25 protein-coding genes are annotated in these 25550 nt (G+C 57.2%); 15 read left to right on the forward strand and 10 right to left on the reverse strand.

What is annotated here, in order from left to right; genetic code table 11:
* Window positions 1-121 precede the first annotated feature (121 nt).
* Window positions 122-562 (forward strand): MerR family transcriptional regulator, encoded by a 441-nt coding sequence (locus LKE28_10665; GenBank protein ID MCH3908662.1) that lies wholly within the window; start codon window positions 122-124, stop codon window positions 560-562.
* Between the two features lies 1 nt (window position 563).
* On the opposite strand, the gene LKE28_10670 is transcribed toward LKE28_10665, so the two are convergent.
* From LKE28_10670 to sbcB, 3 genes are all read right to left on the reverse strand, one after another.
* A complete protein-coding gene (locus LKE28_10670; protein ID MCH3908663.1) occupies window positions 564-1898 on the reverse strand; it encodes an ABC transporter substrate-binding protein in 1335 nt (444 codons plus the stop codon).
* A 2-nt stretch (window positions 1899-1900) separates the two neighbouring features.
* Window positions 1901-3574 carry an ABC transporter permease subunit gene (locus LKE28_10675; protein ID MCH3908664.1) on the reverse strand — a complete coding sequence of 558 codons (1674 nt, stop codon included), beginning with the start codon at window positions 3572-3574 and terminating at the stop codon, window positions 1901-1903.
* A gap of 137 nt (window positions 3575-3711) precedes the next feature.
* Window positions 3712-5148: an exodeoxyribonuclease I gene (gene sbcB / locus LKE28_10680; protein MCH3908665.1), complete on the reverse strand. Its 1437-nt coding sequence runs from the start codon at window positions 5146-5148 to the stop codon at window positions 3712-3714.
* Window positions 5149-5195: 47 nt separating this feature from the next.
* Between sbcB and LKE28_10685 the strand changes: the two genes are divergently transcribed.
* From LKE28_10685 to vsr, 3 genes are read left to right on the forward strand one after another with little or no spacing between them, the layout of a single operon-like run.
* Window positions 5196-5795 (forward strand): hypothetical protein, encoded by a 600-nt coding sequence (locus tag LKE28_10685; GenBank protein MCH3908666.1) that lies wholly within the window; start codon window positions 5196-5198, stop codon window positions 5793-5795.
* Between the two features lie 54 nt (window positions 5796-5849).
* On the forward strand, window positions 5850-7160 hold the full coding sequence (locus LKE28_10690; protein ID MCH3908667.1) for a hexokinase: 1311 nt from the start codon (window positions 5850-5852) through the stop codon (window positions 7158-7160).
* The gene (vsr, locus tag LKE28_10695) at window positions 7157-7576 is read left to right on the forward strand and encodes a DNA mismatch endonuclease Vsr (protein ID MCH3908668.1); all 420 of its coding nucleotides are present in this window, start codon (window positions 7157-7159) and stop codon (window positions 7574-7576) included. The genes LKE28_10690 and vsr overlap by 4 nt, the downstream gene beginning before the upstream one ends.
* A 1-nt stretch (window position 7577) precedes the next feature.
* On the opposite strand, the gene LKE28_10700 is transcribed toward vsr, so the two are convergent.
* The gene (locus LKE28_10700; GenBank protein MCH3908669.1) at window positions 7578-9413 is read right to left on the reverse strand and encodes a phosphoglucomutase; all 1836 of its coding nucleotides are present in this window, start codon (window positions 9411-9413) and stop codon (window positions 7578-7580) included.
* Window positions 9414-9482: 69 nt separating this feature from the next.
* Between LKE28_10700 and LKE28_10705 the strand changes: the two genes are divergently transcribed.
* Window positions 9483-10238 carry a hypothetical protein gene (locus tag LKE28_10705; protein MCH3908670.1) on the forward strand — a complete coding sequence of 252 codons (756 nt, stop codon included), beginning with the start codon at window positions 9483-9485 and terminating at the stop codon, window positions 10236-10238.
* Complete coding sequence (locus tag LKE28_10710) at window positions 10235-10834, forward strand: 5'-methylthioadenosine/S-adenosylhomocysteine nucleosidase (protein MCH3908671.1); 600 nt, start codon at window positions 10235-10237, stop codon at window positions 10832-10834. The genes LKE28_10705 and LKE28_10710 overlap by 4 nt, the downstream gene beginning before the upstream one ends.
* Here LKE28_10710 and LKE28_10715 read toward each other — a convergent pair.
* The gene (locus tag LKE28_10715) at window positions 10817-11212 is read right to left on the reverse strand and encodes a hypothetical protein (protein ID MCH3908672.1); all 396 of its coding nucleotides are present in this window, start codon (window positions 11210-11212) and stop codon (window positions 10817-10819) included. The genes LKE28_10710 and LKE28_10715 overlap by 18 nt on opposite strands.
* Window positions 11187-12368, reverse strand: coding sequence for a patatin-like phospholipase family protein (locus tag LKE28_10720; GenBank protein MCH3908673.1), 1182 nt, complete (start codon window positions 12366-12368; stop codon window positions 11187-11189). The genes LKE28_10715 and LKE28_10720 overlap by 26 nt, the downstream gene beginning before the upstream one ends.
* 157 nt (window positions 12369-12525) lie before the next feature.
* On the opposite strand from LKE28_10720, the gene LKE28_10725 reads away from it, so the two are divergent.
* Window positions 12526-13494 carry a radical SAM protein gene (locus LKE28_10725; protein MCH3908674.1) on the forward strand — a complete coding sequence of 323 codons (969 nt, stop codon included), beginning with the start codon at window positions 12526-12528 and terminating at the stop codon, window positions 13492-13494.
* Here the strand turns inward: LKE28_10725 and LKE28_10730 are convergent.
* Window positions 13472-14164 carry a UMP kinase gene (locus tag LKE28_10730; protein ID MCH3908675.1) on the reverse strand — a complete coding sequence of 231 codons (693 nt, stop codon included), beginning with the start codon at window positions 14162-14164 and terminating at the stop codon, window positions 13472-13474. The two genes, LKE28_10725 and LKE28_10730, sit on opposite strands and share 23 nt — an antisense overlap.
* Before the next feature lie 35 nt (window positions 14165-14199).
* On the opposite strand from LKE28_10730, the gene LKE28_10735 reads away from it, so the two are divergent.
* From LKE28_10735 to trxA, 6 genes are all read left to right on the forward strand, one after another.
* Window positions 14200-14754 carry a single-stranded DNA-binding protein gene (locus LKE28_10735; protein MCH3908676.1) on the forward strand — a complete coding sequence of 185 codons (555 nt, stop codon included), beginning with the start codon at window positions 14200-14202 and terminating at the stop codon, window positions 14752-14754.
* Between the two features lie 172 nt (window positions 14755-14926).
* Window positions 14927-15982: a Fic family protein gene (locus tag LKE28_10740; protein MCH3908677.1), complete on the forward strand. Its 1056-nt coding sequence runs from the start codon at window positions 14927-14929 to the stop codon at window positions 15980-15982.
* 193 nt (window positions 15983-16175) lie between these two features.
* Window positions 16176-17867, forward strand: a complete 1692-nt coding sequence (locus tag LKE28_10745) for a glycoside hydrolase family 3 protein (GenBank protein ID MCH3908678.1) — start codon at window positions 16176-16178, stop codon at window positions 17865-17867.
* The gene (locus tag LKE28_10750; GenBank protein ID MCH3908679.1) at window positions 17825-18370 is read left to right on the forward strand and encodes a fibronectin type III-like domain-contianing protein; all 546 of its coding nucleotides are present in this window, start codon (window positions 17825-17827) and stop codon (window positions 18368-18370) included. The genes LKE28_10745 and LKE28_10750 overlap by 43 nt, the downstream gene beginning before the upstream one ends.
* Window positions 18363-19046, forward strand: a complete 684-nt coding sequence (locus LKE28_10755; protein MCH3908680.1) for a helix-turn-helix domain-containing protein — start codon at window positions 18363-18365, stop codon at window positions 19044-19046. The genes LKE28_10750 and LKE28_10755 overlap by 8 nt, the downstream gene beginning before the upstream one ends.
* A 61-nt stretch (window positions 19047-19107) precedes the next feature.
* Entirely contained in the window at window positions 19108-19434 is a 327-nt protein-coding gene (gene trxA, locus LKE28_10760; protein ID MCH3908681.1) for a thioredoxin, read from the forward strand.
* Here trxA and LKE28_10765 read toward each other — a convergent pair.
* Window positions 19425-20345: a hypothetical protein gene (locus tag LKE28_10765; GenBank protein MCH3908682.1), complete on the reverse strand. Its 921-nt coding sequence runs from the start codon at window positions 20343-20345 to the stop codon at window positions 19425-19427. The two genes, trxA and LKE28_10765, sit on opposite strands and share 10 nt — an antisense overlap.
* Before the next feature lie 84 nt (window positions 20346-20429).
* Between LKE28_10765 and argH the strand changes: the two genes are divergently transcribed.
* A complete protein-coding gene (gene argH / locus LKE28_10770) occupies window positions 20430-21806 on the forward strand; it encodes an argininosuccinate lyase (protein MCH3908683.1) in 1377 nt (458 codons plus the stop codon).
* On the opposite strand, the gene LKE28_10775 is transcribed toward argH, so the two are convergent.
* Entirely contained in the window at window positions 21803-23527 is a 1725-nt protein-coding gene (locus LKE28_10775) for a Na/Pi cotransporter family protein (GenBank protein ID MCH3908684.1), read from the reverse strand. The genes argH and LKE28_10775 overlap by 4 nt on opposite strands.
* A gap of 199 nt (window positions 23528-23726) precedes the next feature.
* Between LKE28_10775 and LKE28_10780 the strand changes: the two genes are divergently transcribed.
* The gene (locus LKE28_10780) at window positions 23727-24029 is read left to right on the forward strand and encodes a class I SAM-dependent methyltransferase (GenBank protein ID MCH3908685.1); all 303 of its coding nucleotides are present in this window, start codon (window positions 23727-23729) and stop codon (window positions 24027-24029) included.
* 346 nt (window positions 24030-24375) lie between these two features.
* Here the strand turns inward: LKE28_10780 and LKE28_10785 are convergent, their stop codons facing one another.
* A complete protein-coding gene (locus LKE28_10785; protein ID MCH3908686.1) occupies window positions 24376-25371 on the reverse strand; it encodes a LacI family DNA-binding transcriptional regulator in 996 nt (331 codons plus the stop codon).
* Window positions 25372-25550 lie beyond the last annotated feature (179 nt).

Here is a 25550-nt window from a genome sequence, read left to right on the forward strand (position 1 = left end):
GCGGCCATTTCCTTGATGTCGAGATTCTGGATCATGCATTGTCGGTAATTCATACCCGCTCATACCGGAAAATCCGGCCATTTGCTTGAGAGCACCCCGAATTTATGGTACAAGAAAAGGTATGGACACGTATCGTATCGGAGATCTGGCGCGTGGCGCCGGCGTCACGGTGAGGACCGTCAGGTATTATGAGGATCTGGGGCTTCTGAAGACCCATCCGCGCACCGACGGGGGACAACGCACCTATACGGACGCCGATCTGGTCTATCTGAAGCGGATCCTTGAGCTGAAGGATCTGGATTTCTCCCTGGAGGAGATCAAGACGATCATCCAGATGGGGCCGACGGACCAGACCGGTTCCAGGCGGCGTGACGCGTTGCTCCGCCAGTACCGGTACAAACTTTCCGAAGCGATGGAAAAGCAGGCGGTGCTGGAGAAGCGCATCGATGATCTTTCCTGGCATATCCGGCAGTTGCAGAGCGGCATGGACTTTCAGGAATGCCCGGGAGCGGGATGCAAGGAATGCACGTTCCGCGCCAAATGCCGGTTCTGCCAGGGCTGAATCACTCCTGGGTCGTCCGGTAGGCGGAGAAGTATCCGTTGATCTCCCTGGCCATATCCGCCGTCGCCTCGTCGATGTCCTTTCCTTCGGTGAGCATCTTCATGATGGAACTCTGGAACGCGTAGTAGATCTGATAGCTTGACGGCACCCAGATGCCCTGCAGCTGAGGATTGCTGTCCCGCATCTGGTCGATGGCGATGCCGAACAACGGATTTTCCGTCACGTGGGTTTTGAACTCGTCCATGTCGTACGTTCCGTTGTTCACCGGGAAGTAGCCGGTGGCAACGTGCCAGGCAAGCTGCTGTTCCTTGCTGACGGCGTACTGGATGAACTTCCATGCCGCGTCACGATGCCCGCTGCCGTTCTCCAGCGCATACAGCGCGCCACCCCCAATATTCACGCCACCTGTTGCCTGGTCGTTGACCCGGGGCAGGTAGGCGACGCCCACCTCGAAGCGGTCCCCCACCATCTCCAGTACGGTGGTCAGCTGGCTGGTGGAGGCGGCCATCATGGCTGTCCTGCCACTGGCAAAGCTTGCCGTCACACCGCTGGTGGCGTTCTCCAGTCCTCCGCTCTGGTACAGAGCCTTCCACATTTTCAGGAATGTCTGCATCGTGCCGTTCTCGTCAAACAACACCTTGGTGGGGATCCCGTCGTGACCATTGTTCTGGTCGACGATCAACGAGAGTCCGTGCTGCTGCCCCAGCCAGGCGCAGAGCTCATAGGTGGTGGGGACTCCGGAGAACGCCCAGCGGGTCACATTGCCCGATGCATCCTTCCTGACCAGTTTCGGCGCGATGGCAGCCATGGCTTCCAGGTCCTTCGGAGGCTCGGTGATACCCGCTTCCTGGAACGCCGTCTTGTTGTAGTACAGGAGGATCGTGGAGCTGTTGAACGGCATGCCGATTATTTGCCCTTTGTACGTCTGGGAGAGACGGGTCGATTCGACGATCTGGGACAGGTCGTATCCATTCTGCTGCGCCAGGTCCTGGATGGGGATCATCCGTGGATTGTCCCGGATGTCCAGGATCGCCTGGGCGTCCAGCTGGATCAGGTCGGGGAGCGCGCTTGCGTCTTCTCCCTGCCATATGGCTTTCGCCTTGGTCAGCACGTCGCTCGCCTTGCCCTGGTAGATGGCCTTTACCGTGATGCCTTCCTGTCTGCCTACCGTTTCGTTGAACGAGGAGACCAGCTTGTCAGTCGCTTCCCCGAGCAGGCCGGAGTTGGAATGCCACCAGGTGATGGTCACCTGGTTCCGGGGCTCTTCCTTCGAGCCGGTGGCGAACAGGAGCGATGGGATCAACAGGATCCACAGCAATCCAAGATGTTTGTGCATGATTACCTCCCGGAGAAACGTGTGCTCACGCTCTCGTTGATATGGTTGCGAAGAAGCAGGAATGCGACGATCATCGGGGCCGTCAGGACGACGATGGCGGCGAACTGCGGACCGTAGTCGTAGGTGTCGGCGAACCCCAGCATGGTGATGCCCACCTGGACGGTGCGCATCACCTCGGTGTTGGTGACAAGGAGCGGCCAGAGATAGTCGTTGAAGAACTGGGTGAACGATTGGACGCACAGGGCGATGATGATGCTCTGGCTCATCGGAAGCAACAGGGTCGCCATGTACCGAAAGTCGGAGCAACCTTCCAGATAGGCCGCCTCCCGGTACTCCTTGCTGACGGTGAGGAAGTACTGCCGGAGGAGAAAGACCGCCGTGGGGGAGAGAATGCCGGTGATGATGAGTCCGAGGTAGGTGTCCGTCAATCCCATCTTCCGGATGGTCTGGTAGTTTTGGATCAACAGGGCGTCGCCAGGAAGCAGCATGGTGGCGACGAGCGCAATGAAGATGATGTTTTTCCCCTTGAACGGGAAGGTCGTCAGGCTGTACGAGGCCAAGATGCAGACGACCAGCCGGAGCGTCGTGCCCAAGAGTGCGGAGATGATGGAGTTGTACAGATACCGGCCCAGGTGGGAGGAGCGGAACGCCCGCTGGTAGTTGGAGAAGGTGACGGAACTGGGGAGAAAGCGTGCCGGAAGATCGGTGAAGTCACCACGGGCGAACAGCGACGCGGAAAGCGCGTAGAGCAAGGGAAAGAGAACGAGGAAGGCCAGGATGACCACCACGATGTCGCGTACCGGGTGTTTCATTGGTAGAACACCTTTCTCCGTTGAATGGCCAAAATGACCAACAGGAGCAGGAACGTGATGAGGAACACCACGGTGGCGATGGCCGAGCCCAGAGCGATGTTTCCTCCTTTGAATCCTTCCAGGTACATCTGGTAGACCAACGTCTGGGTGGAGCGGTACGGTCCACCTTCGGTGAGGATCATCACCGGAGCGCTGATCAACATGGCGTCCTTGATGTTGTTGGCCACCACGAAGACCAACGTCGGGGCGATCATCGGGAACTCCAGACATCCCAGACGCTGGAAGAACGACGCGCCCTTCCAGATCGGCGACTTCCTCAAGGTCTTTGGGAATGTTGGAAAGGCTGGAGGAGAACAGCAGGAAATCAAAGCCGATGTCCAGCCAGATCCCGCTTATGACGAGCATCCCCATCGCCGCCGTCCCGTTGGTGAACCACGGGATTCGTTCCCCGATGATCCGGTTGAACAGGCCAAGGTTCTCGTCGAACAACGTCTTGAACACCATGACGGCGCTGGACATCGCCACTGCCATGGGAAGCATCAGCGCGATTTTGGAGACCTTGGCCGTCCTGCTTTCGTAGTGGGTGGCGAAGGCCAGCGCAAGCGTCACCACAAGGTTGATCGGCACGAACAGCCCGGTGAAGGTCAGCGTGTTGCGCCAGCTATCCTGAAAACTTTCCGAAGCAACCAGGGCGCGGTAGTTGGAAAGCCCGACGAAACGGAGGATGCGCCCATCCAGCGATACATGGGAAAGACTGTCCAGAAGCGTCAGGAAGAACGGACGATAGGAAAACAGAAACGCCAACACCAATGCGGGCGCCACGTACAGGTACGGGCTGAGTTTCCGGAGTCTGCTTCCTTTCATATGGTGCATATGCTAGCGGCAGGGCGGAAACCTGAACAAGGGGATTTGGTGAGGAAACGATGAAAACCGCCTTCAGTTTCTTCCCTAACGAGAGATACGTCAGCTATAGCTAACGTGAAAAGCGTCACGGAAGGTGTTCAGACAAGCACGTTGTCGTACAGCTGTTTTCCGTAGTCCTTCAATTTTTTCAGCACCACTTTCTGGCGCGCTTCCGTCTCGGTGCTTTCCAGCCGTTCGTCGATCTTCCGGTTGAAGAAGTTCCAGTCGATGGCCACGCCTCCCGGGGGATTGAGCAGACGGTTGGCGCAGAAGCTCTTCCAACGGAGTTTCTGCGTGTCGGTCAACGCTTCCGGCCAGTTTCGGCAGACGTGGCGGAACACCATCTCCGGTGCCCGTGGATCTGCGAACTTGATGTTCAGGCTGAGCATCTCTTCCGGCTTGGTGTGGTGGAGCACCTCGAACTGCTGTTTGTCCGCGTCCGGGAAGAAGCCGCCGCTGTAGATTTGGAAATCGGTGTCGTTGACCGGTTCGTATTCATCATTGGCGGCGAGTTCCCTGAGCTTGAGGATCAACGAAGGATCGGACTGCAGGATGCGGTATCGTTGCTGGGCGAGCTCGGTGTCGATGCCCAGCCGGGACAGCGTCTTCTTGTCCGGGAAGGCCGAGGTGAACTTGGTCAGGAACGGACAGCGGTTGAACGCCAGTTTGCACAGTCCCGGCACCTTGGCAAGCTGTTCGCCGGTGGCCGAGAGCAGCGGGGCGGGATCCTTGGAAAGGTCGAAGCAGTAGATCGACTTGTTCTGGTCCAGCACCGGCGTGATGGGGACGACCAGCGCGGTGCATCCGTTGGGATTGGTGAACTGGCCGGCCGTGTACAGCACCGGGGAGCCGAACGGAGTGGTGACCAGATTCTTCACCACCTCCTTTCTTCGGTTCCGGAACGCGTATTCAAACAGTTTGGGTTGTTTTTCCTTGATCAACCGGGCGATGGCGATGGTGGCGTAGACGTCCACCATGGCGTCGTGGGCGCCTGTCTGGTCGATGTGGTTGGCCTTGGTCAGTTCGGTAAGCTTGAATACCGGGTGGAGCTGACCGTTGGCTCCCATCTCGGCGGGGGGCCATTGGATGTTCTCCGGCCGGAAATCATGGGCGGCGCGCACCAGATCGATGATGTCCCATCGTGAGCAGTGGTTCTTCCATTCCCGTTCATAGGGATCCATCAAATTGCGGTACAGCAGGCTGCGGACCATCTCATCGTCGAACTTCAGGTTGTTGAAGCCGACGACCACCGTGTACGGTTGGGAGAACTCCTGGTTGATCCGTACGGCCAGGTCGTATTCGCACAGCGCTTCGGGATGGTCACCCGGAGCGATGCCGGTGACCATGCAGGAAAGCGGGTCGGGCAGGTAGTCGTCGCTGATCTTCCCATACAGGACAATGGGATCCCCGATGGGGTTGAGGTCCATGTCGGTGCGGCATGCGGCGAACTGTGCGATACGGTCATAGCGGGGGTTCAGCCCATAGGTTTCCAGATCGTACCAGAGAAACGTGTCTTTCACAAACGGTGGTTGCATACCCGTATCGTATCATATTCCTGGATATCTGTGGTAGGATGGAGGACATGAAACGGCTCCTCTTCTGTTGGTTGCTCCTCTTGTTCATCCTCAGTCCCGCATCCGGAAGCCCGACGAAGAACGATGTCATCGTCGCCATGGCGGCGGTGACGGACAGCGCCATCGCCAACAGCGCGGCGTTTCTGGCCACCCCTCGCTACCAGTTCCCCGGCGCCACGCTGGAGATCAAGGAGGGGGAGACTCTCCCGTCACGACTGGTGCTCCAACAAAGTGACATCGGGATGTATCTTCCCGTCATCCCTCCCGAACCGGTTTCCGGCTCTTGGCTTGAGCGTCTGCTTGCCCAAGCTGCCGGACCGCTTGACCAGGTGGCCCGGATGTACCTGACGGTGCATGACTGGAAGGAAGGGGAAGCGATACTGGACGGCACGCTTGTCCCCCGGTTTCCCCAAGGGATGGGGTTGTCCGCTTTGATGCGGATGTCCCTCTCCAAGGAGGATACACCACCGATCATTGTGGAAGCTGATGTGTGGGTGCAGGGCAGGAGGGTTTCCGTACCGGTGCATGTCAACGGCTCGTTTGTGGTGCGGAACGTCAAAGGCGAAGGACTTTACATTGAACCGGAGGGGTTGTCCGTTGGGATTTGATGGACATTGTCTTCGGCCTTGCTTTACAATAGGATGCGTATGTGTGGGAGGAACATGATGCGTGATGTGGTTTCCCGTACCCGGGAGTTTTTGAAAGCGTGGGGTGTCAGTCCGGATTGTGTGGACATGCACGAACTGTTGGATGTGTTTCACTCGGAGATGGAACGTGGGCTTGCCGGAAAAGGCGGCTCTCTGGAGATGATCCCAACCTACACCGAGGTGCAGGAGTCCGTCCCGGTCGGCCAGAGCGTGATCGTCCTGGATGCCGGTGGAACCAATTTCCGCACCTGCCTGGTGACGTTCGGGGAAGACGGGAAACCGGTGATCTCCGATTTCAAGAAGACCGCCATGCCGGGCATTTCCCGCGAAGTGTCCGCCAAGGAATTCTTCAGCGTGTTCGCCGACGAGGTGGAACGCTTGATCGACAAGAGTGATCGCATCGGATTCTGTTTTTCTTATGCGGCGCGCATCACGCCGGAACACGACGGCATCCCGTTGATGTTCAGCAAGGAGATCAAGGCTCCGGAGGTGATCGGCAAACCGGTGGGGAAGACCCTGCTGGAAGAGCTGGCCCGGCGTGGCCATGACGTCTCCCACAAGAAAGTGGCCGTGCTGAACGACACCGTAGCCACGCTTCTTGCCGGACAGTCCGTTGAGGCGGGCAAGCAGTTCGGTGGCTACATCGGTTTCATTCTGGGGACCGGCACCAACGTCGCCTACGTGGAGGACAACCGGAACATCACCAAGTTGCCCGGTCTGAAACCGGGGCGGCAGATCATCAACGTGGAGAGCGGCAATTTCGTCGGACGTCCGGGGAAACTGGACGAGCTGTTCTTCTCCACCACCAAGCAACCGGCGATCTACCACTTCGAGAAGATGATCAGCGGAGCGTACCAGGGGCCGCTCTGCCAGTTGCTCATTGAGAAAGCGGTGGAGGAAGGCATCCTTTCCAAGACGTTCGGAGAGCGGTTCGAAGCGTTCAAGCCGCTTTCCACCACGGTGATGAGCAACTATCTGGAAATGCCGTTCAACCAGGACTACGCGTTGGTCAAATGCGTCCAGGGCAACGAAGAGGACGCCATCGCCCTTTGGCATCTTATCGACAATTTGATCAGCAAGGCGGCGAAACTCACCGCGGCCAATCTGACGGCGGCCGTATTGGCGAGCGGGCAGGGAAAAGATCCCCGCAGGCCGGTATGCATCAATGCCGATGGCACGACGTTCTACAAGACGGAGTTTCTCAAACGGGATACGGAGTTTTACCTGCAGCAGTACCTGCAGCAGGAGCTTGACCGGTATGCCGTTCTGGTGAAGATCGAGAACTCCCCGACGATCGGGGCTGCCATCGCGGGACTTTCCGTGTGAGCGATGTGTTTTCCCCAGAGACGCGAAGCCGCGTGATGGCTTCCATCCGGGGAAAGAACACCAAGGAAGAACTGTGCGTCCGACGCTTCCTGTTCCGACAGGGGCTTCGCTTTCGCGTCAATGATTCACGGCTTCCGGGCAAACCGGACATCGTGCTTCCCAAGTACCGGACGGTGGTGTTCCTCAACGGATGCTTCTGGCACGGGCATGGGTGCGCTGCGTTCCGTATGCCATCCACCAACCGGGAGTTCTGGGAAACCAAGATCCGGCGGAACAAGGAGCGGGACGAACGAAACGTCGCCCGGCTCCTGTCCATGGGCTACCGGGTGATCGTCGTCTGGGAATGTGAGCTGCGAGGGAAACAGAAGCGGGAAGCGACGCTGAACGGACTGCTCAACGAAATCTGGGACGCGTAGGTCACGACGATTCCTTGTCCGCGGCCTCAACCATCCCCCGGTGCCAGGCGAGGAGCCAATCATGTCGGCTCTTGTCATCCCCTTCGCTGTCGGCAAGCACCCGGAACACCGGTTCCGTACCGCTGGGCCGCATCCAGATGAACGCGCATTCCACCCCGTACTTGTCGGTGAACACCGCTTTCCATCCCCCTTTGTACGGAGCATGACGGTATTCCTCCCCGAGGCCTTGGACGCACCGTGTCCCTTCCATCTGGTATACCGTCCAGCCGTACAGCCCCCATCGGTCTCTGAGTTCCTGTTTCTTTTCCTCCACTTCCTTGAGAAAGCGTTTCTCATAGGCGTTCTTCAACGCGCGGGGATCGGCATGGACGTGCATCAGCCCATCCGGGGCGAACGCGCCGGTGGTGGTGAACACCGGAAGGGCGCGGAGCGCCGCACCAATGGAAACCACTCGTGGCTCGTCCAGTTTGTTCAACCGGCACCACAGGCGGAGGATACGAGGATCACCCAACAGCTTCAGCAGCGTGATGATGGTGTTCATTGGATCGCGCACCCGTGCGGGGAACGTGATGTTCCCGCCATTGGATCCTTCTCCCAGGATCTTGACCAGGTAGCCTTGTTCGCGGAGCTGGTCGGCAAGCTGCACGACATTCGCTTCCCCCACTTCGCTGCGATGCACCTCGCAGTCGAAACCGTCGGCGATCCGGTCGATGCGTAGCGATGTCGGACCGTTGACGGCGATGGCCAGCTTTGCGTCGGGATGGTCCTGCCGCATTTCGCTGAGGGTGATCATCGTCACCAGGGCGAACACTTCCTGGGCGTCAGGGACGACCACTTTGCGGCGGACGCTGTCCTGGCAGACGATGTTTCCCCGGTCGCCATCATTATCCGGAACATATCCCAGCACAAACGTTGGGTCTTGCTTGTGTTTGGATTCAAGCCCTTTCCGGCATGTTTCCAGGTTCTTGCCTTCCGGAACGATTCCATGGGCGATTTTGCCGGGATGGTCGTTCATCGTCGAAAGGGAGAGTCCGATTTCCCTGAGGAACGTGACATCAATGCTGTCGGCACGGGCGCTGCCGTTGAAGTCGGCAAGAATCCCCAGCGGGCGTGCCTTGATGGCCGAGGAAAGCTTTTCCACCGTGGTGTTTCCCGTCTCCAGCAGGAATGCCTTGTAGACGGACAACGCTTCATGCTTGATATGATCGACGTTGCGGAGGATCGCCAGCATGGTGGTGGGCTTGATGGTTGCGGAAAGCCTCTGGACCCGCGCGATGTTTTTTCCGTCAGACGCCATGGTGCGCATCCGGTCGGCGAACACTCCGGTGATGGATCCGGGGTATACCCCGCCGTCCGCACCGAATTTGATGCCGTTGTGACCGATGGGATTGTGGCTGGCGCTGATGTAGAAGAACGCGTCCCCTCCATTGGCTCCTCGGAGATTGTACGCCATGATCTCAGGAGCGGCGGCGATGAACAGGTACCGTACGGCAACGCCTTTGGCAAGGAACATGCGGATGGCGATGTCGGCGATGGCCGGTCCGGTGGGTCGGGCGTCCACACCGACCAGCACGGTCGGCTGTGGTTTGGTCGCCAGGAGATGGTCGGCGAGGATCAAAGCGGCGTAGGCGGCAAGCACGGCGTCGGCATGGGAAATCAACGGGGTGTCATCTTCGCCATCTCCGCTCTGGGCGAACACCTTCCGCCAACCGGAGGCGGAAAGAATCATCTGGGAAAGCGCCGTAGATACGGCTTCTTCGGTCGGCAACTTACCGGAAAACGGATCGATTTCATTGTCCGCGATGGGATGTCCGGTACGGTCATCATATACCAGCATGGCATGCTCCTGTCATGATCCCACGTTACCACACTTGCCCCGATTGGAAAACGGGTGTACTGTTTTGCCATGCCGAAACGGTGCGCCATTCTGACCGATCTCACCTCCCTCGGGTCATGCTCCATGACGGTGATGACCAGTGCCCTGGAGTTGCTGGGAATCGAGGCGTGCCCGCTTCCCTCCGTCATCGCATCCGTCCCTGCCCGTGGGTTTTCCGACCGGTTCTCCCACGACCAGACCGATGCGTTCACCGGGGTGCTGGAGCATTGGATCCGGATGGGCTTCCCTCTGGACGGGGTGATCTCTGGACGGTTGGCGTCCCTTCCCCAGGTGGAGGCGACGGCATCACTGCTGGACGCAAACCCCCAAGCCCTCTGCTTCTGCGATCCTTCCGTAGGGGAAGGAGCGTGGAAGGACGAGGTGTGGAGTGCCGTGCTCCGGATGATCGCCCCACGCGCGTTCCTGTTTTCCCCCAGCGAGGAGGAGGCGCGGAAGATCCTCTCCCTGGATGGTTCGTCAGAATCTGCTTGGTGTGACCGGTTGCCCGGAATCCACCGGTTGGTCACCGGCATGCATGGGCCGGATGGATGGGGTGTGGCGTTGGATGGGCAGATGCTTCCCACCCCTCGGTTTCCAGGGGCCGTTCCCGGAGCCGGGGATTTGTACGACGCGATCATCGCTGCTCTGGTGTTGCGGGGGGAAGATCTTTCTTCCGCCGTCAAAATGACGGGAACCCTGGTGTTCCTTGCCGTGGAGCGGACGGTGCAGGATCGGAAATGGGGCGTTGACGTCACTTCGATCCGCAAGGAGCTGGCGGCGATATGAAACGGATTCTGGTGGTCGCAGCAAGCGCGATGGAACGGAACGGAGTGACCGATTTGCCGTCCTCGGTGGTGGGTGTCGGTAAGGTGCAGAGCGCCGTACGGACTTTGGAAGCGATCCAAACAAACAGTCCTGACCTGGTGGTCTGCGTCGGTTTCGCCGGTGCGCTCTCAGCGGATCTGAATATCGGGGATGTCGTGGTCGGCACTACCGTCTGTCAGTACGATATCGATCTAACTGCTTTCAAACTAAAGCGTTGTACGGTTCCGACCGGGGAAGGCATGCATTCGTTAGGAATCCTTTCTTTATGGGATGACCCACGTGTGGAAGGCAAACGGGGCCCCTTGGGTACCGCAGATCGTTTCGTCACCCCCGCGTACCGGAAGGACCATCCGTTTGTGACGGAGGAGCTGGGGGTCATCGCCTGTGATATGGAAAGTTATGCCGTCGCCTATGCGGCAAGCCGTCGGAACATCCCCTGCATGGTCGCCCGGGTGATCAGCGACGACTGGGAGGGGCGGCGGCCGAAGAACCTTCCCGCCTTTCTTCGCTCCTACCGGGAGACCACCGGCCGCTTGCTGTCAGTTCTCGCCCAGTGAGAAATCCCCGATGATCTTCCAGACCCTGCCGTCCTTGACCAAGGTGAGCTTGCGGTCGGGGAAGTACAGGGGAAGCAAGGTTTCCAGATACCTGCTTGCCTCCGTCTCGATCTCCGCCCGGTCTTCCGGCTTCACCCGATCCAGCGTGCAGATGTCCACGACGACAAGGTAGCCTCGTCCCGTCTGGCTGCCGTACCCCATGGTGAACTGGGTGCCGGTGGAGAACAGACCGTCGTAGGCGACGGATGCGGCCTCTCCCCGTTCCAACCGGTTGGGATGGAGCGGATACCGGGTGCCGTACTTGTCTTCCAAATGGTTGTCCAACGCATCGCACATGCGGCGGAGTTGGTCTTCAAGCGCTTGTTGTTTGGGGTGCATCGTTCTTTGCCTCGAGCGCCAACGGCTGGGACGAAAGCGGAAGGAGTTCCAGTTGGTCGAACTCCGTTCTCGCCGAGAGGCGTTTGGCGTACTTGACCAGTTCATCCTGCTTTTCCTGGAACATCTCGCTTGCCTCCTCCTCCATGCTGGCGATCGCCTCGTCGGTGGTGACATCCATCTTGTAGGTGTTCTTCAACGAACGGCCCACACGAAGATAGTCGATGTCCGGGTTGTGTTCCGCAAAGGTCGCCGCCGTCTGGTCCTGGGCGGCGTTGAGAATCTTCTGGATCGGCGCGCCCTGGGAAGGATCCAGCCATCCGATGACGCCGGTGTTCCGTGATATCTGCAGATTCATGTCCGCCCGTCCGGTTGACAGGGAGAGGATGTGGAACTTCGGACAGTCCGGGTACAGCTTGCGTGCCTGGGCGTAGGCGTAGATCACCGGGTTGTTGGCAACCACGCCGCCATCGACCAGCACCAGGTTCTCTCCTGTCTGACGATCGATGAAGAACGCGGGACGGAAATAGGTGGGCGCGGCCGAGGATGCCCGTGCCGCTTCCCAGAAGCGGAACTGGTGGTCGTCATCCGAGGTGAACAAAAATGGTCTGCCCGCTCCGGAGATGTCGTAGCTGACGGCCAGGACCGGAACAACCGCTTCGGAAAGCGGGACGTCACGGAACATTTCCTGCAGGAAGTCCTCAAACGGGGCGGAATCGTACTTGTCGATGAACAGGGAACCGAACAGCATGGACTGCCGTTTGGGGAATATCTCCCGCCCGTATTCCTTGTACAGGGTTCCGATGCGCTTCAGGTCGGCCGATGGGGGAAGGATTCCAATCTCATGAAACTGCACGGGACGACGCAGCAAACGCCCCAGCAACGATTGCTTGACGGGCTTGTACGCATAGGAAGGAGGGGCTCCGTCCGTCCCCAACGCGCTCTTTTCCCCCGGACAGGTCAGCGCCAGGGCGATGATCGAGCCGGTGGAGGTGCCTGCGATCAGGTCAAAATGGTCGGCAAGCGGTCGGGTATCCCCTTCTGCGATCAGCAGATCAGAGAAACGCGAGAGAAAATAGGAAGGAATGACGCCGCGCATGCCGCCGCCATCGATCGCAAGAATGAATCGTTCCCGTCCTGTTTGTTCACGATGCCCCATATATGCACAACCATGATTCTTTTCGTGATTCTGGTCAATACGAGGATAACGGTATCAAATAAAACAGACCGAAAACAGTATGATAATACTGTTTATCTATGATATATATGCCGATAACTGGTAGCATCTTTTTCCTCGCTGAGGTACAATCGGGTTCATGATTGACGCGTCGGTGTTGCTTGCGTACCAGCATTGCATGCTTTGCCCCAACAAGTGCGGAGTTGACCGCACCAAAGGTCAGCGGGGAAGGTGTGGAGAAACGGATCAGGTTCGGATCGCCTGGTCTGGGTTGCATCGGGGTGAAGAACCCCCGGTGACGGGCAAGAAGGGTTCCGGGATGATCTTCTTCTGCGGATGCCCGCTTCACTGCGCCTATTGCCAGAACCATCAGATCTCTTCGTACTGCACCAATGTGGGCTTTTCCGTCAGCATTGACGAGTTGGCTTCCCTGATGTGCGCGCTGCAGGATTTTGGCGCGACGAACATCAACCTGGTAACGCCCACTCATTTTTATCCATCGATCATCCTTGCCATCCAGAAGGCAAGAGAGAAGGGGATGACGTTGCCGATCGTCAACAACAGTTCGGGATTCGAGTCGATTTCCGGTTTACAGATGATCGACCCGTTCATCGACCTGTATTTGATCGACGTCAAGACGTTGGACAAAGATGTGGCGGCGAAGTTCTGCGGGCTTCCTTCCTATGCCGACATGATCAAACCGGTGATGGCCTGGTTGGTGAAGAAGCATCCCAAGGTGCATCAGGACAAACGAGGGCTGAGAGGGCTTCTCGTACGCCATCTGTTGTTCCCTGGTACGGTGGACGCGACGTTGTCGTTTTTGGATTGGTACAAGGAAAATCTGGATGGCCATGCATGGTTGTCGTTGATGGTCCAGTTCGTCCCTCCGGAAAAGAACCCGGGCTTCGAGGATATCAGCCAGGAAGTGTATGACCGTTTGATCGACAAACTGGACGAGCTGGGGATTGACGATGGGTTCGTACAGGATCTTGCCGACAACATTCCGTGGATCCCCGATTTCACCAGGGACGTGCCGTTTCCCGCTTCGTTCGCCGATCCCCTGCCGTATTTTCTGGAGTTGAAGGCTAGCCGATCGTCGTCCCGATGAATGGCTTTTTGCGGAGGATCGCCATTGTGTTGGCGATGTCCGAGCCTTTGGCGCAGATCACCTTCATTCCTAGTGCTGCCGCTTTCTTGCTTGCCACCGGGTCGAACGGCGTATTCTTGCCCGGTACCCAGTCATCACCGACAATGGCGCGGAAATCAGCCCAGCTGATGGTATCCAGCGGTTTTGCCTCCGGATTCTTCCTCGGGTCGTCCGTATAGACTTTCTCGATGTTGGACAGGTTGACGATGCGTTTTCCGCCGAAGCGCTCGGCGAGGAGTACCGCGTCGTTGTCGCTGGAAAAGCCTGGTTTCCAGCCTGCGGCGACCAGGACTTGGCCGGAGAAGGCGATGTCCTTGATTGTGGGGTCAGTGACCAAAGGGTCGGTGCACAGATCGGCGAAGATGGTGCGGACCAGTTGCCCGTTGAGGTGGGTGGCGCGGATTCCGATCCAATCCAGGTCGGCGTTGGATTCCCCCCCACGGATTTCTTTGGCGGCGTTCTGCCAGATCCGTGCCGGTGCGCCTCCGCCACAGACCAATATTACCTTCCGCCCGTTGTCTTCACCAAGGTACTCCCTCAGTTGGCGGTTGAATTCCGAAAGAAATTGGGTGTCCACTCCCTGGGGCGCGATGATCGATCCCCCCACGGACAGGACGGTCAGTTCAGTCATGCCTGTTCCCTCCCTATCAGTACCATCCTACCACAGTGAACAGTTTGGTTGAAGCGATTTGGACAAATCCGCGGTATTTGATCCGTACGGTTTCCCGGAACACCATAGAAAGCCATTGCCTGGGCAAGGCGTTGGTGACGGAACCGTACAAGGAGCGGGAGATGGACAATCTGAATTCGGTATTGCTGGAAGGAAACTTGGTAAGGGATCCTGATTTGAGGCGGGTGGGGGATCCGGAGCGGCCTGTCTGTCGGTTTACCATTGGGGTGAACCGGTATCGCAGGGATGACAAGGGGGAAGTCCAGCAGTACACCACCTTCGTGGATATCCAGACGTGGGGCACGTTGGCTGAAAACTGCGGCAAGTATCTGAAAAAGGGGCGTGGTGTCCGCGTGGTAGGGGCGCTGAAGCAGGAAACCTGGACGGGCAAGGAGGATGGCAAACCTCATTATCGTCTGGTCGTTTCGGCAAGTCATGTGGAGTTCCGTCCGGACCAAAAGAAGGCGGACAGTCCGGATGAGATCATCCTGGATGCCGCGGAGAATGAGCCGGAGCCCGAGGAGCAGGAACCGGAAGAACAGGCCCTGTAACAACCGGTCCCATATGTTTGTCATGGCGGAAGCCTGAGAAGAGGATTCCGGGTGTCCGCCTTATAAGATCTTTCTCCGTAGAATGTTTCCTCAGACTTGTTGGATTTCTTGCACGTGCTTTCTCCCAAATCATGCTATCTTATGGGAGAATATGGAAAACAATGGGAGTACCATGAGGAACTTTGACGATAGCCAGCTCAGGAAACGTACATGGGACAACGGGATCATTTCCTTTTTGGTCGCCATCCATGAACAGAAAGGAAGGCAGGAGCTGTACATCAGGCAGAAACCTGTTGAACTGGAGCGTCTGGTTGAGATAGCAAAAATCCAAAGTACGGAAAGCTCGAACAAGATCGAAGGGATCGGAACTTCCAACGCCCGGATGCGGCAACTTGTCGCGGAAAAGACTACACCCCGAACCCGTGACGAGGAGGAAATAGCCGGCTATCGGGATGCGTTGAAGATGATCCATGACAGCTATGCCCACATGCCGGTATCTTCGAATATCATTCTGCAATTGCACCAGATCCTTTTGTCGTATACCAGCAAATCGTATGGTGGCAAGTTCAAGAACATACAGAATTATATCAGCGAGACACTTCCTGATGGTTCGGAAGCAACGAGGTTTACGCCGCTTGCGCCGTTTGAGACACCGGATGCGATAGCCGCAATCTGTACAAGTTACCAACAGGCGATCGAGCAGCAATTTGTGGATCCGCTCATTTTGATTCCCATTTTCATTTGCGATTTTCTCTGTATCCATCCCTTCATTGATGGCAATGGGCGCATGAGCCGTCTGCTCACGACGTTACTGCTCTATCAAAATGGATTCATGGTAGGGAAATATATCAGCCTGGAAAAAAAGATCGAGCTTACCAAGGAAAGCTATTACGAAGTACTGGGACAAATATCCGCGGGTTGGCGTGAGGGGAAGAATGATGATACACCTTTCATCACGTATTTCCTTGGAATTGTCCTGAACAGCTATCGTGACTTCGAAGACAGACTTGGATCGGTAGACCGGAAAAGTACTGCGTATGCTATTGTCCGAAAAGCGGTCAGCGAGAAGGTAGGATTGTTCAGGAAAGCCGAGATCCTGGAATCATGCCCCCGTATCATGAGTTCTTCGGTGGAAGCTGCACTGAAGAAGCTCAAAGACGAAGGATATGTCCTCGTACAGGGGAAAGGGAAGAACACGCGGTACATGCGGAATCCTGACCATCAATAATCTCCCAATTCATAGGTATTTTGGGAGAATCCGTCTTGTCTTGGGAGAAACCAATTCGGAAAGGTATGGGTTTCCTTTGTTCATGGCAGGCTCCACGAGGATGAGGAATGGGCTTCGGTTTTCGGGGGCATGCGAGAAAATCCATGGCCAGAATCCCTTCCGGTGGTGTACACTGCTGGGAGGGAGGATGCGTATGCGGCTGGACGTGGAGAAAATGCTTGGGGAGCTGACGGTTGAGGAAAAGGCGGGGTTGTGTTCCGGAGCGGATACCTGGTTCACCAAGGCGGTGGAGCGGTTGGGTATTCCAGCGGTGATGGTTAGTGACGGTCCCCATGGACTGAGGACGCAGAAAGAGAAGCGGGATGGGCAGTACGTGGGGAGCGTGGAGGCGATCTGCTTCCCCTCCGGTGCCGCGTTGGCCTCCAGTTTCGATCGTTCCGTCACGGAACGTGTCGGTGATGATCTTGGCCAAGAGGCTTCCTCCGAAGGCGTGCATACCGTACTGGGACCTGCCATCAACATCAAGCGCAGTCCCCTCTGCGGCAGGAACTTCGAGTATCTTTCCGAAGACCCGTATCTTGCCGGTGAGTTGGCGTCTTCCTACGTGCAGGGTGTACAGAAACACCAGGTCGGTGTCAGCGTGAAACACTTTGCCGGCAACAACCAGGAAACACGGCGGATGAGCATCAGCGACGTTGTGGATGAACGGACGCTCCGTGAGATCTATCTTTCCGCATTCGAGAAGGTGGTCCGCACGGCGAAGCCCTGGACGCTGATGTGTTCGTACAACCGGATCAACGGAACGTACAGTTCGGAGAATTCCTGGTTGCTTACCGACGTACTGCGGAAAGAATGGGGCTTTGACGGAATCGTCATGTCCGATTGGGGAGCGGTGGATGATCGTGTCGAATCTTTGAAGGCCGGCCTTGAGCTGGAGATGCCATCCAGTCGTGGCGTGACGGACAAGGAAATCGTCCAGGCGGTTTCGGAAGGAAAGCTTCCCATGTCGGTGCTGGATGAAGCGGTACGGCGTCTTTTGGTGTGGATCGACAAGGGCTTGCAGCGCAGGACGGAATCGTATGACAAGGACGAACATCACCAGGACGCCCGGGAGATCGCCGCATCCTGCGCTGTGTTGCTCCAGAACGAGCACCATGCCCTGCCGTTGACGGGTGACCGTGGGGTGCTGTTCGTCGGGCCGTTTGCCCGCACCCCCCGTTATCAGGGTGGAGGATCCAGCCATATCAACAGCCACCTGGTGACCGGGGCGATGGATGTCTGTCCCGACGGAGTGCGGTATCTGCCCGGTATCCAGGATAACGGACAGAAGCGCAGTCCCAAACGGCTGAAGGAAGCGGTGGAGGCAGCGGCCAAGGCACGGGCTGTGGTGATCTTCGCCGGTCTTCCCGAATCGATGGAGTCGGAAGGGTACGACCGCAGCTCACTGGATCTTCCTGACTGTCAGAACGAGTTGATCGACCGTATCGCCACCGTGCAGAAGCGCACCATCGTGGTTCTGTACAACGGAAGTCCCGTAACAATGCCCTGGAAAGGCAAGGTGGCTGCGATTCTTGAGATGTATCTGGGCGGAGAGGCTGTCGGTGAAGCGACTGTCGATCTTCTCTTTGGCTTGGAGAATCCGTCGGGAAGTTGGCGGAGACGTTCCCCCTCCGGCTTGAGGACACCCCTTCGTTCCTGTCGTTCCCCGGCGGTCATCTGGAGGTGGCCTACCAGGAAGGGGTGTTCGTCGGATACCGCTGGTATGACGCCCGCAAGATGGAGGTCCTGTTCCCGTTTGGTCATGGTTTATCCTACACCTCGTTCGCCTATCATGACCTTGAGGTGGAAAAGGAGGGGGATGGCGCGGTGGTTCGCCTCCGGGTGAAGAATACCGGCAGGCGCCAAGGTTCCGAAGTGGTGCAGGTGTACGTTGCTCCTCCCGCCTCCCTGGTGCCTCGTCCGGTGAAGGAGCTGAAAGGGTTCTCCAAGGTGGAGCTCAAACCAGGCGAGGAGAAAGAGGTGAGCATTTCGTTGGATTTTCGCGCGTTCGCCTATTGGGATGGAAAATGGCGCGTCACCAAGGGCGCCTACCGGATTCTGGTTGGATCGTCCAGCAGGGACATCCGCCTTTGTTCCGATCTTTCCCTTGACGGTGATGGACCCGTTTCGTTGGTGGTCGGTCGGACCACGACGGTGCGTGATGTGTTGGAAAGCGATGAGGCGGTACCTGCGTTCCGTGGCATGATGGAGCAGGTGCTCAAGATGGTCGGGAACGAACCAATGTTCCGCGAGACGTTGCTGGGTTCTCCGTTGCACAGCCTGCAGAGTTTCCTCCCGGTCAGTTACCAACAGATTCTTGCCATGTTGGGAAGGAGCGGCGATGCGTGAAGCGATGACCATCCGGCTGCCCGATAAGCAGATCGCCCGGCTTGATGCGCTTGCCGCGCAGACCGGACGGACCAAGACGTTCTTCATCCAGCGTGCCGTGGAGCTGTATCTGGATTCCGTGACAACAGGGTATCAAGGGGATGTCTGGTACCAGGCGGTGATGGATGGGGAAAGACCCTATCGGCAGGTTGGCACAGGGAAGTGGACGGTACTTGCCTGTGATGCGGTCGGGGATGATGCCTTGTTCGGTCAGTTGGCGTCGATGGAGGATGTCCGTGTTGCCGGTCGTATGGTGGATGGGCAGCGGGCTTCGTACTGGTGTTACCAACGGGAAGATCAGCAGGTGCTTGCCGTCGTCGATGCGCATCGACGGTCGGCGCTGATATTGGGCTTGATACCGTTTCCTGCCGTTGATGGTTCGGATTTGGAGAATGATACTCGTAATACAGTGTATCCTGATGGTTTGGACTATCGTCCTGCGTTGGCGTGCGGCGCACGAGTCGCGGTGATCCGCAAGGAGAAGGGGTTGACCCAGCAGGAGTTTGCCCGAATGCTGGGTACCAGTGGAAGCGCCCTGTCGTTCATGGAACGGGGGCGACGGCCGGTCTCTCCGGCGATGGCTTCCCGGATGGCCAAAGCGTTGGGCGTGCCGCTCAAACGAATTCTTCACGGATAGGGTGTTCCCTCTTCCTTTTTTGATCGGTTCGTTTTAGGATGGCAGCCAAGGAGAGCGCGTGATGAGTGAGATTGTCGGAACAATGGACAATTTTGAGAAAGAAGTGTTGCAGTCTCCCGTACCGGTATTGGTCGATTTTTGGGCGACATGGTGCGGGCCGTGCCGGATGATCGCCCCTGCGGTAGCGCAGATGAGCGAGAAATATCAGGGCAAACTTGCCGTGGTGAAGGTGGATGTGGATCAAAACACCGACCTGGCAAGCCAGTACGGGGTGGCGAGCATCCCGACGTTGATGATCTTCAAGGGCGGGGAAATCGTGGACCAGAAGGTTGGTGCCGTTTCCGTCGCCGTTCTGGATTCGTTCGTAAGCCAGCATCTTCAGGGTTGATAGACTTCCTCCCAGTTGGACGCGCCGAATGTGGCGTGTCCTTGGGTGGTGACGTACCAGTCTTCACGTGAATTGGTGTCCTTCGTTCCTTTTCGGTTGCAGGAACGGGTCGCCGTCAGATGGGTGCTGGGGATGGCATCCGTACTTTCTGCTGAGATCCATCCTCCCTTCAGCGCAATTTCCTGGGCATATTCCTTCACCGTCGCGTTCCCCCATCCGTCATGGGTGGTGGTGATGCTGCTGTAGGTGACGGCGTCCATCAGGGCGGCGTCCGAACCGGGGGTCGTCCAGACGGCGATGACGCCGTTGTTTGACGCAAGTCCTGCAAGCTGGGTGCTGTGGTGCGTTTCGGTGGTCGTCCCCTGTTGGAACTGGACGACCAGGTATTCCCCTGCCCAGACTGCAAGGGAAGGAAACACGTACCGGTCCGTTTCATCGGTGATGACGATGCCGCCCATGTTGCCTGACTTGGTCACGTACAGTTCCACACGGTCGGGGTTCTTCTCCGTTCCCTTGGTGGTGAATTCGGAGAGCAACACCGTTGCGGGGTTCTGGTTCTTCCCCCAGAGGCTGGTGGAGAAGCGGGTGCTGTTGCCAGATCTGTCCTTCACTTTTCCCGAGACGGTGACGAATGAGCCTGGGGGAACCATTTCACGGAAGACCAGCGTTACGGCTGTTCCCTGGATGGCGACCTGTTCCAACGGGATGGGGTAGGAAGAGAAGTCACTCCACGAAGCAAGGTCTTCATCGAACAACAGCGTGCCGGAGCGGGTGGAATGCATCATCACCGCGGAGAGTGTCGGGATCTGTCCGTCCATGCCGGAGAGGAGGTCGACCGGTTTGATGTCTTGGTTGCATCCCGAACAGGATGCCAGTATGAGCAGAAGCAATGGGAACAAGGCGTGGCGCATGCCTCAGATACCACCCTTTTGGGTGTTTTGCTTCAATTGACCATGCCCGGAAAACCTTTTACACTTTGCCGCGGAGGCTTCCCCATGCCGAAACTGTGGCAGAAAGATTATGATTTGGATACGTTGATGGAGCGGTTCACCGTAGGGCAGGATTATGTGATCGACCAGCACTTGGTCATCGCCGACGCACTGGCGTCCATGGCCCATGCAAAGACCATCCAGAAGGTTGGATTGCTTACCCAAAAGGAATGTGATGACTTGTTCTCCGGATTGAAGGAAGTGATCGCCCTGCGCAACAAGGACGCGTTTCCCATCCAGCGTTCCGATGAGGACTGCCACACGGCAATCGAGAATTATCTGGTCGCACATTACGGGGAGTGTGGCAAGAAGATCCACAGCGGCCGGAGCCGGAACGACCAGGTGCAGGTAGCCCTGCGGCTTTGGATGCGGGATTTCAGCCTGAAGCTTGCCGAGTCGTCCCTTGCCTTTGCCTCCGAGCTTTTCCGGTTCGCCAAACAGTATGAGTTCGTGCCGATGCCCGGCAGGACCCACATGCAGGTGGCCATGCCCTCGTCCGTAGGTCTTTGGGCGGCATCCTATGCCGAAGCGGTGACGGATGACGCGTCGTTGCTGTTGGATCTGGAAGCGTTGCTGGACCAGTGTCCGCTGGGGGCCGCGGCGAGCTATGGCGTGCCGCTTCCGCTGGACCGCGCCTATACGGCCTCGCTGTTGGGCTTCTCACGGGTACAGAACAACGTGTTGTACGCCGTCTCCAGCAGAGGATCGTTTGAAGGAATGTTGCTGGACCACTGCGAATACCTTGCCTCGACGATCAGCAAGCTGGCTCAGGATCTGATGCTGTTCACCCTTCCGGAGTTGGGATATTTCTCCCTTCCCAAGGAGCTCTGCACCGGTTCCTCCATCATGCCGCAGAAAAAGAATCCCGATGGCCTTGAGTTGGCCCGGAGCAGGGCGGCTGTCGTTGCCGGGGATGCCCAGACGGTGAAGATGATCATCCGTTCGCTTCCTTCCGGATATAACCGGGATTACCAGGACACCAAGCCGCCATTGTTCGATGGCACATCGGTGACTTGGATGCTGGTCTCCATCATGGAGAAGATGATCGGAGGATTGGAGGTTCATCAGGACCGGCTGGAGGCCGGTTGTGTGGCGCCGTTGTACGCCACCGACGCCGTGTTCGCCAAGGTTGCCCAGGGAGAGCCGTTCCGGGACGCCTACCGTGAGGTGGGTTTGGATCTCGGTTCGGTGAAGGAGCCTGCGGACAAGAGCGCCGCGCTTCGGCTTCGCACCAGCTTGGGGACCAGCGGGAATCTTCGGTTGGATGAAGGTCTTTCACGGGTGGCGGAATTGAAAGGAACGATTGATGATCGAGGAAAAACCATCCACCACGCGTATCAGGTGCTGAGCGGCCTGGAGGATATCCAGACGGTACTGCTTTAACCGGTGCTTCTGCGCTGGAGCATCGGGGTGTGCTTCACCGCCTGGTGGTATGCCTCGGCGATGTTGGTGCAATAGTCTCCGATATGCTCCAGGTGACGGATTTTTTCCAGGACAAGCAGTTCCTGCTTGACGTCCGCTTTCCCTTCGGTGAGTTTTTCCTGCGCCGTTTGCCGCAGGCGGTTGCGCCAGTCGTTGATCTGGAATTCGAATTCGTTGGCCTTCTGCATTTCCGCCTTGGTCAGCGTGCGGTCCATACGGTCACGCACGTAGTTGAGGAACGCCTGGACCAGTTCTTCGTAGCCCTTCATTTCTTTGGCGGTCTCTTCGTCGAACGTCCACCCTTGGTGGAACTGCCGTTGGCTGAGGATGATCAAGTTGTAACAACTGTCCGTAACGCTTTCCAACTCGTCCATGACACGGATCAGGCAGTTCAATGAGGATGCGTTGGTCGGTGTCTGGCTGTCCTGGATGCAGTGGACGCAGAAGTCGGAGAGTTGTTCCTGCATCTGGTCGGCGTACTCTTCCTGTTTCTTCATCATGGCCACTTCATTGTCCATGTCGACGTCTTTTGCGTTGAAGACGTTACGGTACCTGCTGAACATGTTGCAGGCCAGGTCGGCCATCTTCTTGATCTCATCACGGATCACCAGCATGTATACTTCCGGGCTGTCGATGAACGTCGTGCCGATGTAGCGGAAGTGGTAGGTCCCTTCGTCGTATTCGGCGGTGTCCGGCACCATCTTCTCGATCATCCGGGCGTACGGTTTGACGAACGGGAAGAAGATGATCGTGTTGAACAGGTTGAACAGCGTATGGAACATCGCGAGGAACGTCGGCAGGGATTCGTTCAGTTCTTTCCCTGTCATCGTGTAGATGTCCCCTGGGGTGAGCGCGTTGCAGATGTGCAGCATCGGACGGAAGAAGATCAGGGTGATGACCGTTCCCAAGACGTTGAACATGATGTGGGCCATTGCGGCCCGTTTTGCGGCGGTACTGGTTCCGATGGATGCCAAAAACGCCGTAATGGTTGTTCCAATGTTGCTGCCCAGGATCAACGCCGCTGCGGTATTGACGCCAAGATACCCGTTGTACGCCATGGTGAGGACCATCACCGTGGTGGCGGAGGAGGATTGGACGATGACGGTGATCAACGTGCCGATCAATACGAAGAGCAGGATGTTCAGGATGTTGCTGCTGTTGAAGCGGGCAAGCCAGCTGAGCACTTCGACATTCCCGGAGAGATCCGGGATGGACGCCTGCATGAAGTGCAGGCCGAGGAACAGGATGCCGAAACCGAGGAAAACGTCCGCTTTTTCCCGTGTCTTTCCCTTTTTGGAGAACAGCATCGGGGCGGAGATGCCGATGGATGCAAGGGCGAGGATGGAGATGTCCATCTTGAACCCCAGAATGGCGACGATCCAGCCGGTGAACGTCGTGCCGATGTTGGCGCCGAAGATCACGCCGATGGACTGGACCAAGGTCATCAGGCCGGCATTGACGAACGAGACCACCATGACGGTGGTCGCGGAAGAACTTTGGATCAATACGGTGATGAAGATACCGGTGAGGACGGCGACGAAACGGTTCTTCGTCATCATCTTCAGAATGTTTTTGAGCTTGTCCCCTGCGGTCTTCTGAAGTCCTTCGGAGAGGAGCTTCATGCCATACAGGAACAGGCCGAGGCTACCCGCCACCGACAGGATCGTCACCAACACCAGCATACCCGATACGTTAGCAAGAAAAAGAACCTGCTGTAAAGCCATTCATGAGAAAAGTGTGAAAAACAACACAAGAATGTCGTTGGTTTGGGGCTCGTCCACGGATTGCCCAAACGGGGGGGGGGGACGCGGGTAGAACGACAGACGAAACGGAAAGAACGATGGTGCAAGAAGCTAGGTATTCCTAACTGGCAAAAGGGAGGTGGATGATGCGAAAGTTGTTGCAACATACCCGTCGCCCCAGGGATGGCGGGGACGTCTGATGCTTGGCATGATGAATCGCGGGCACGCGCCGCTTTCCCGCTGGGGTCTTTCTCTGCTGTCCCCGGACAAGGACGCCCATGTTCTTGATGTGGGCTGTGGGGGTGGGGCGAACATCGCCCGTCTTCTCAGACGCTGTCCGGACGGGGGTGGTGGATGGCTTGGATGCGTCAGCGGAGAGCGTGGCGTACAGCAAAAAGAAGAACCGGCGGGCGTTGGACCGTTGCAGCATCATCCAGGGTGACATCCGTGCATTACCGTATGGGAATGCCACGTATGATCTGGTGACGGCGTTCGAAACCGTGTACTTCTGGCCTGATCTTGAAAAGGGATTCAGGGAAATCTTCCGGGTTCTCAAACCGGGTGGGCAGGCTCTGGTGGTCTGCGAAATGGATGATGCCTCAAACACCTACTGGCCCGGTTTGATCGTTGGGTTGGTGATTCATCGGGGAGAGGAACTCCAGCGGTTGCTGGAGCAGGCGGGATTCGGCACCGCTTGGGATGGATTGCCGTCATCGGAACGAAAGGGACGGTGTGATGCGGGTCTTGGGGTATGGCACCGGCGTCATCGGGGTGCTACAGGGGTGAAATCAGATGCCGGGAGCGGAAGCGCGGGGGATGATCTCCGTTTCCAGATACACTTTGCGTGCCACGTGCCGTTCTTTCAATCGTTCTTCGAGCAGATGAAACGCCTGGGTGGCGAACGCCTGTTTGTCGATGTTGATGCTGGACAATGGCGGGGTGCAGGCTTGGGCGAGGTCAGTATTGTCGATGCTGATGATCGCAACCTGTTCCGGTATCTGGATGTTCATGCTTTTCAGTTTTTCAATGAAGTAGTAGGCGGCGCGGTCACAGTGGCAGATGAAGGCCTGGGGCATTTCCTCGGGCAGGGAAATGTCCAGGATGTAGTTGTCCATCTTGGGATCGTAGTTGTTGATGATCCAATCGTCCTGGAACGGTAATCCTTCCCGACGGACGATCTTCAGATAGCCGTTGATCCGGTCGGCGATGTTGGAGGATTGTTGGTATGAGCCGACGAATCCGATTTTCCGGTATCCTTTCCGTACCAGATATTCGGCCGCTACCGCTCCCACCATGTAGTTGTCGATGACGACACAGTCAACCGCCTCGTCGGTGACGTAGTAGTCGATGACGACGACGGGAATTCCCGTCCGTGCCACGGCGTCCATCGCCGGTTTTGCGATTTCTCCTCCGATGAAGATGCCATCCGCGCCGACCAGTTCGGTGGGAAGGGTACCGGAACTTTCCTGGTCTTTCTCCAGGATCAATACCTGCAGGTCCGTGTCATGGGCGTGGCATAATGTGGCAAGATCGTAGTAGATAACGTGATAGAAAGAATCAGTGGCGAGGAAGAATCGTTTGGGTGTGATGAATACGAATCTTCTGCGCCGTGCCGGGGTTCTGAGGCGTTGTTGTTCGTATCCGAGCTCTTCGGCCACATCACACACGTGTTTGCGCAGTGTGTCCCCTACACCGGGCTGTCCCTTCAGCGCCCGGGATACGGTGATCTTGCTGATGCCAAGTTGTTGGGCGATTTCGGCCAGCGTCGTCTTTTTGTCTGCCATAGGTTCATTCATACCATGTTTTTCAGGGAAAATCCATCAGGAACGTTGTTTTGTGAAGAAAGAACGTTACAGGGATAGATTTGATAATTGTGAATAAACATTTTAATTTATGAATTATTATCTAATAGCTTTGTATGTGAATAGAAATAGAGTGGAAGCAGGTGTAAATATTACGTTAC

Origin of the sequence: Sphaerochaeta sp. (assembly GCA_022482495.1) — a bacterium.
Classification (GTDB): Bacteria; Spirochaetota; Spirochaetia; order Sphaerochaetales; family Sphaerochaetaceae; genus RUG023.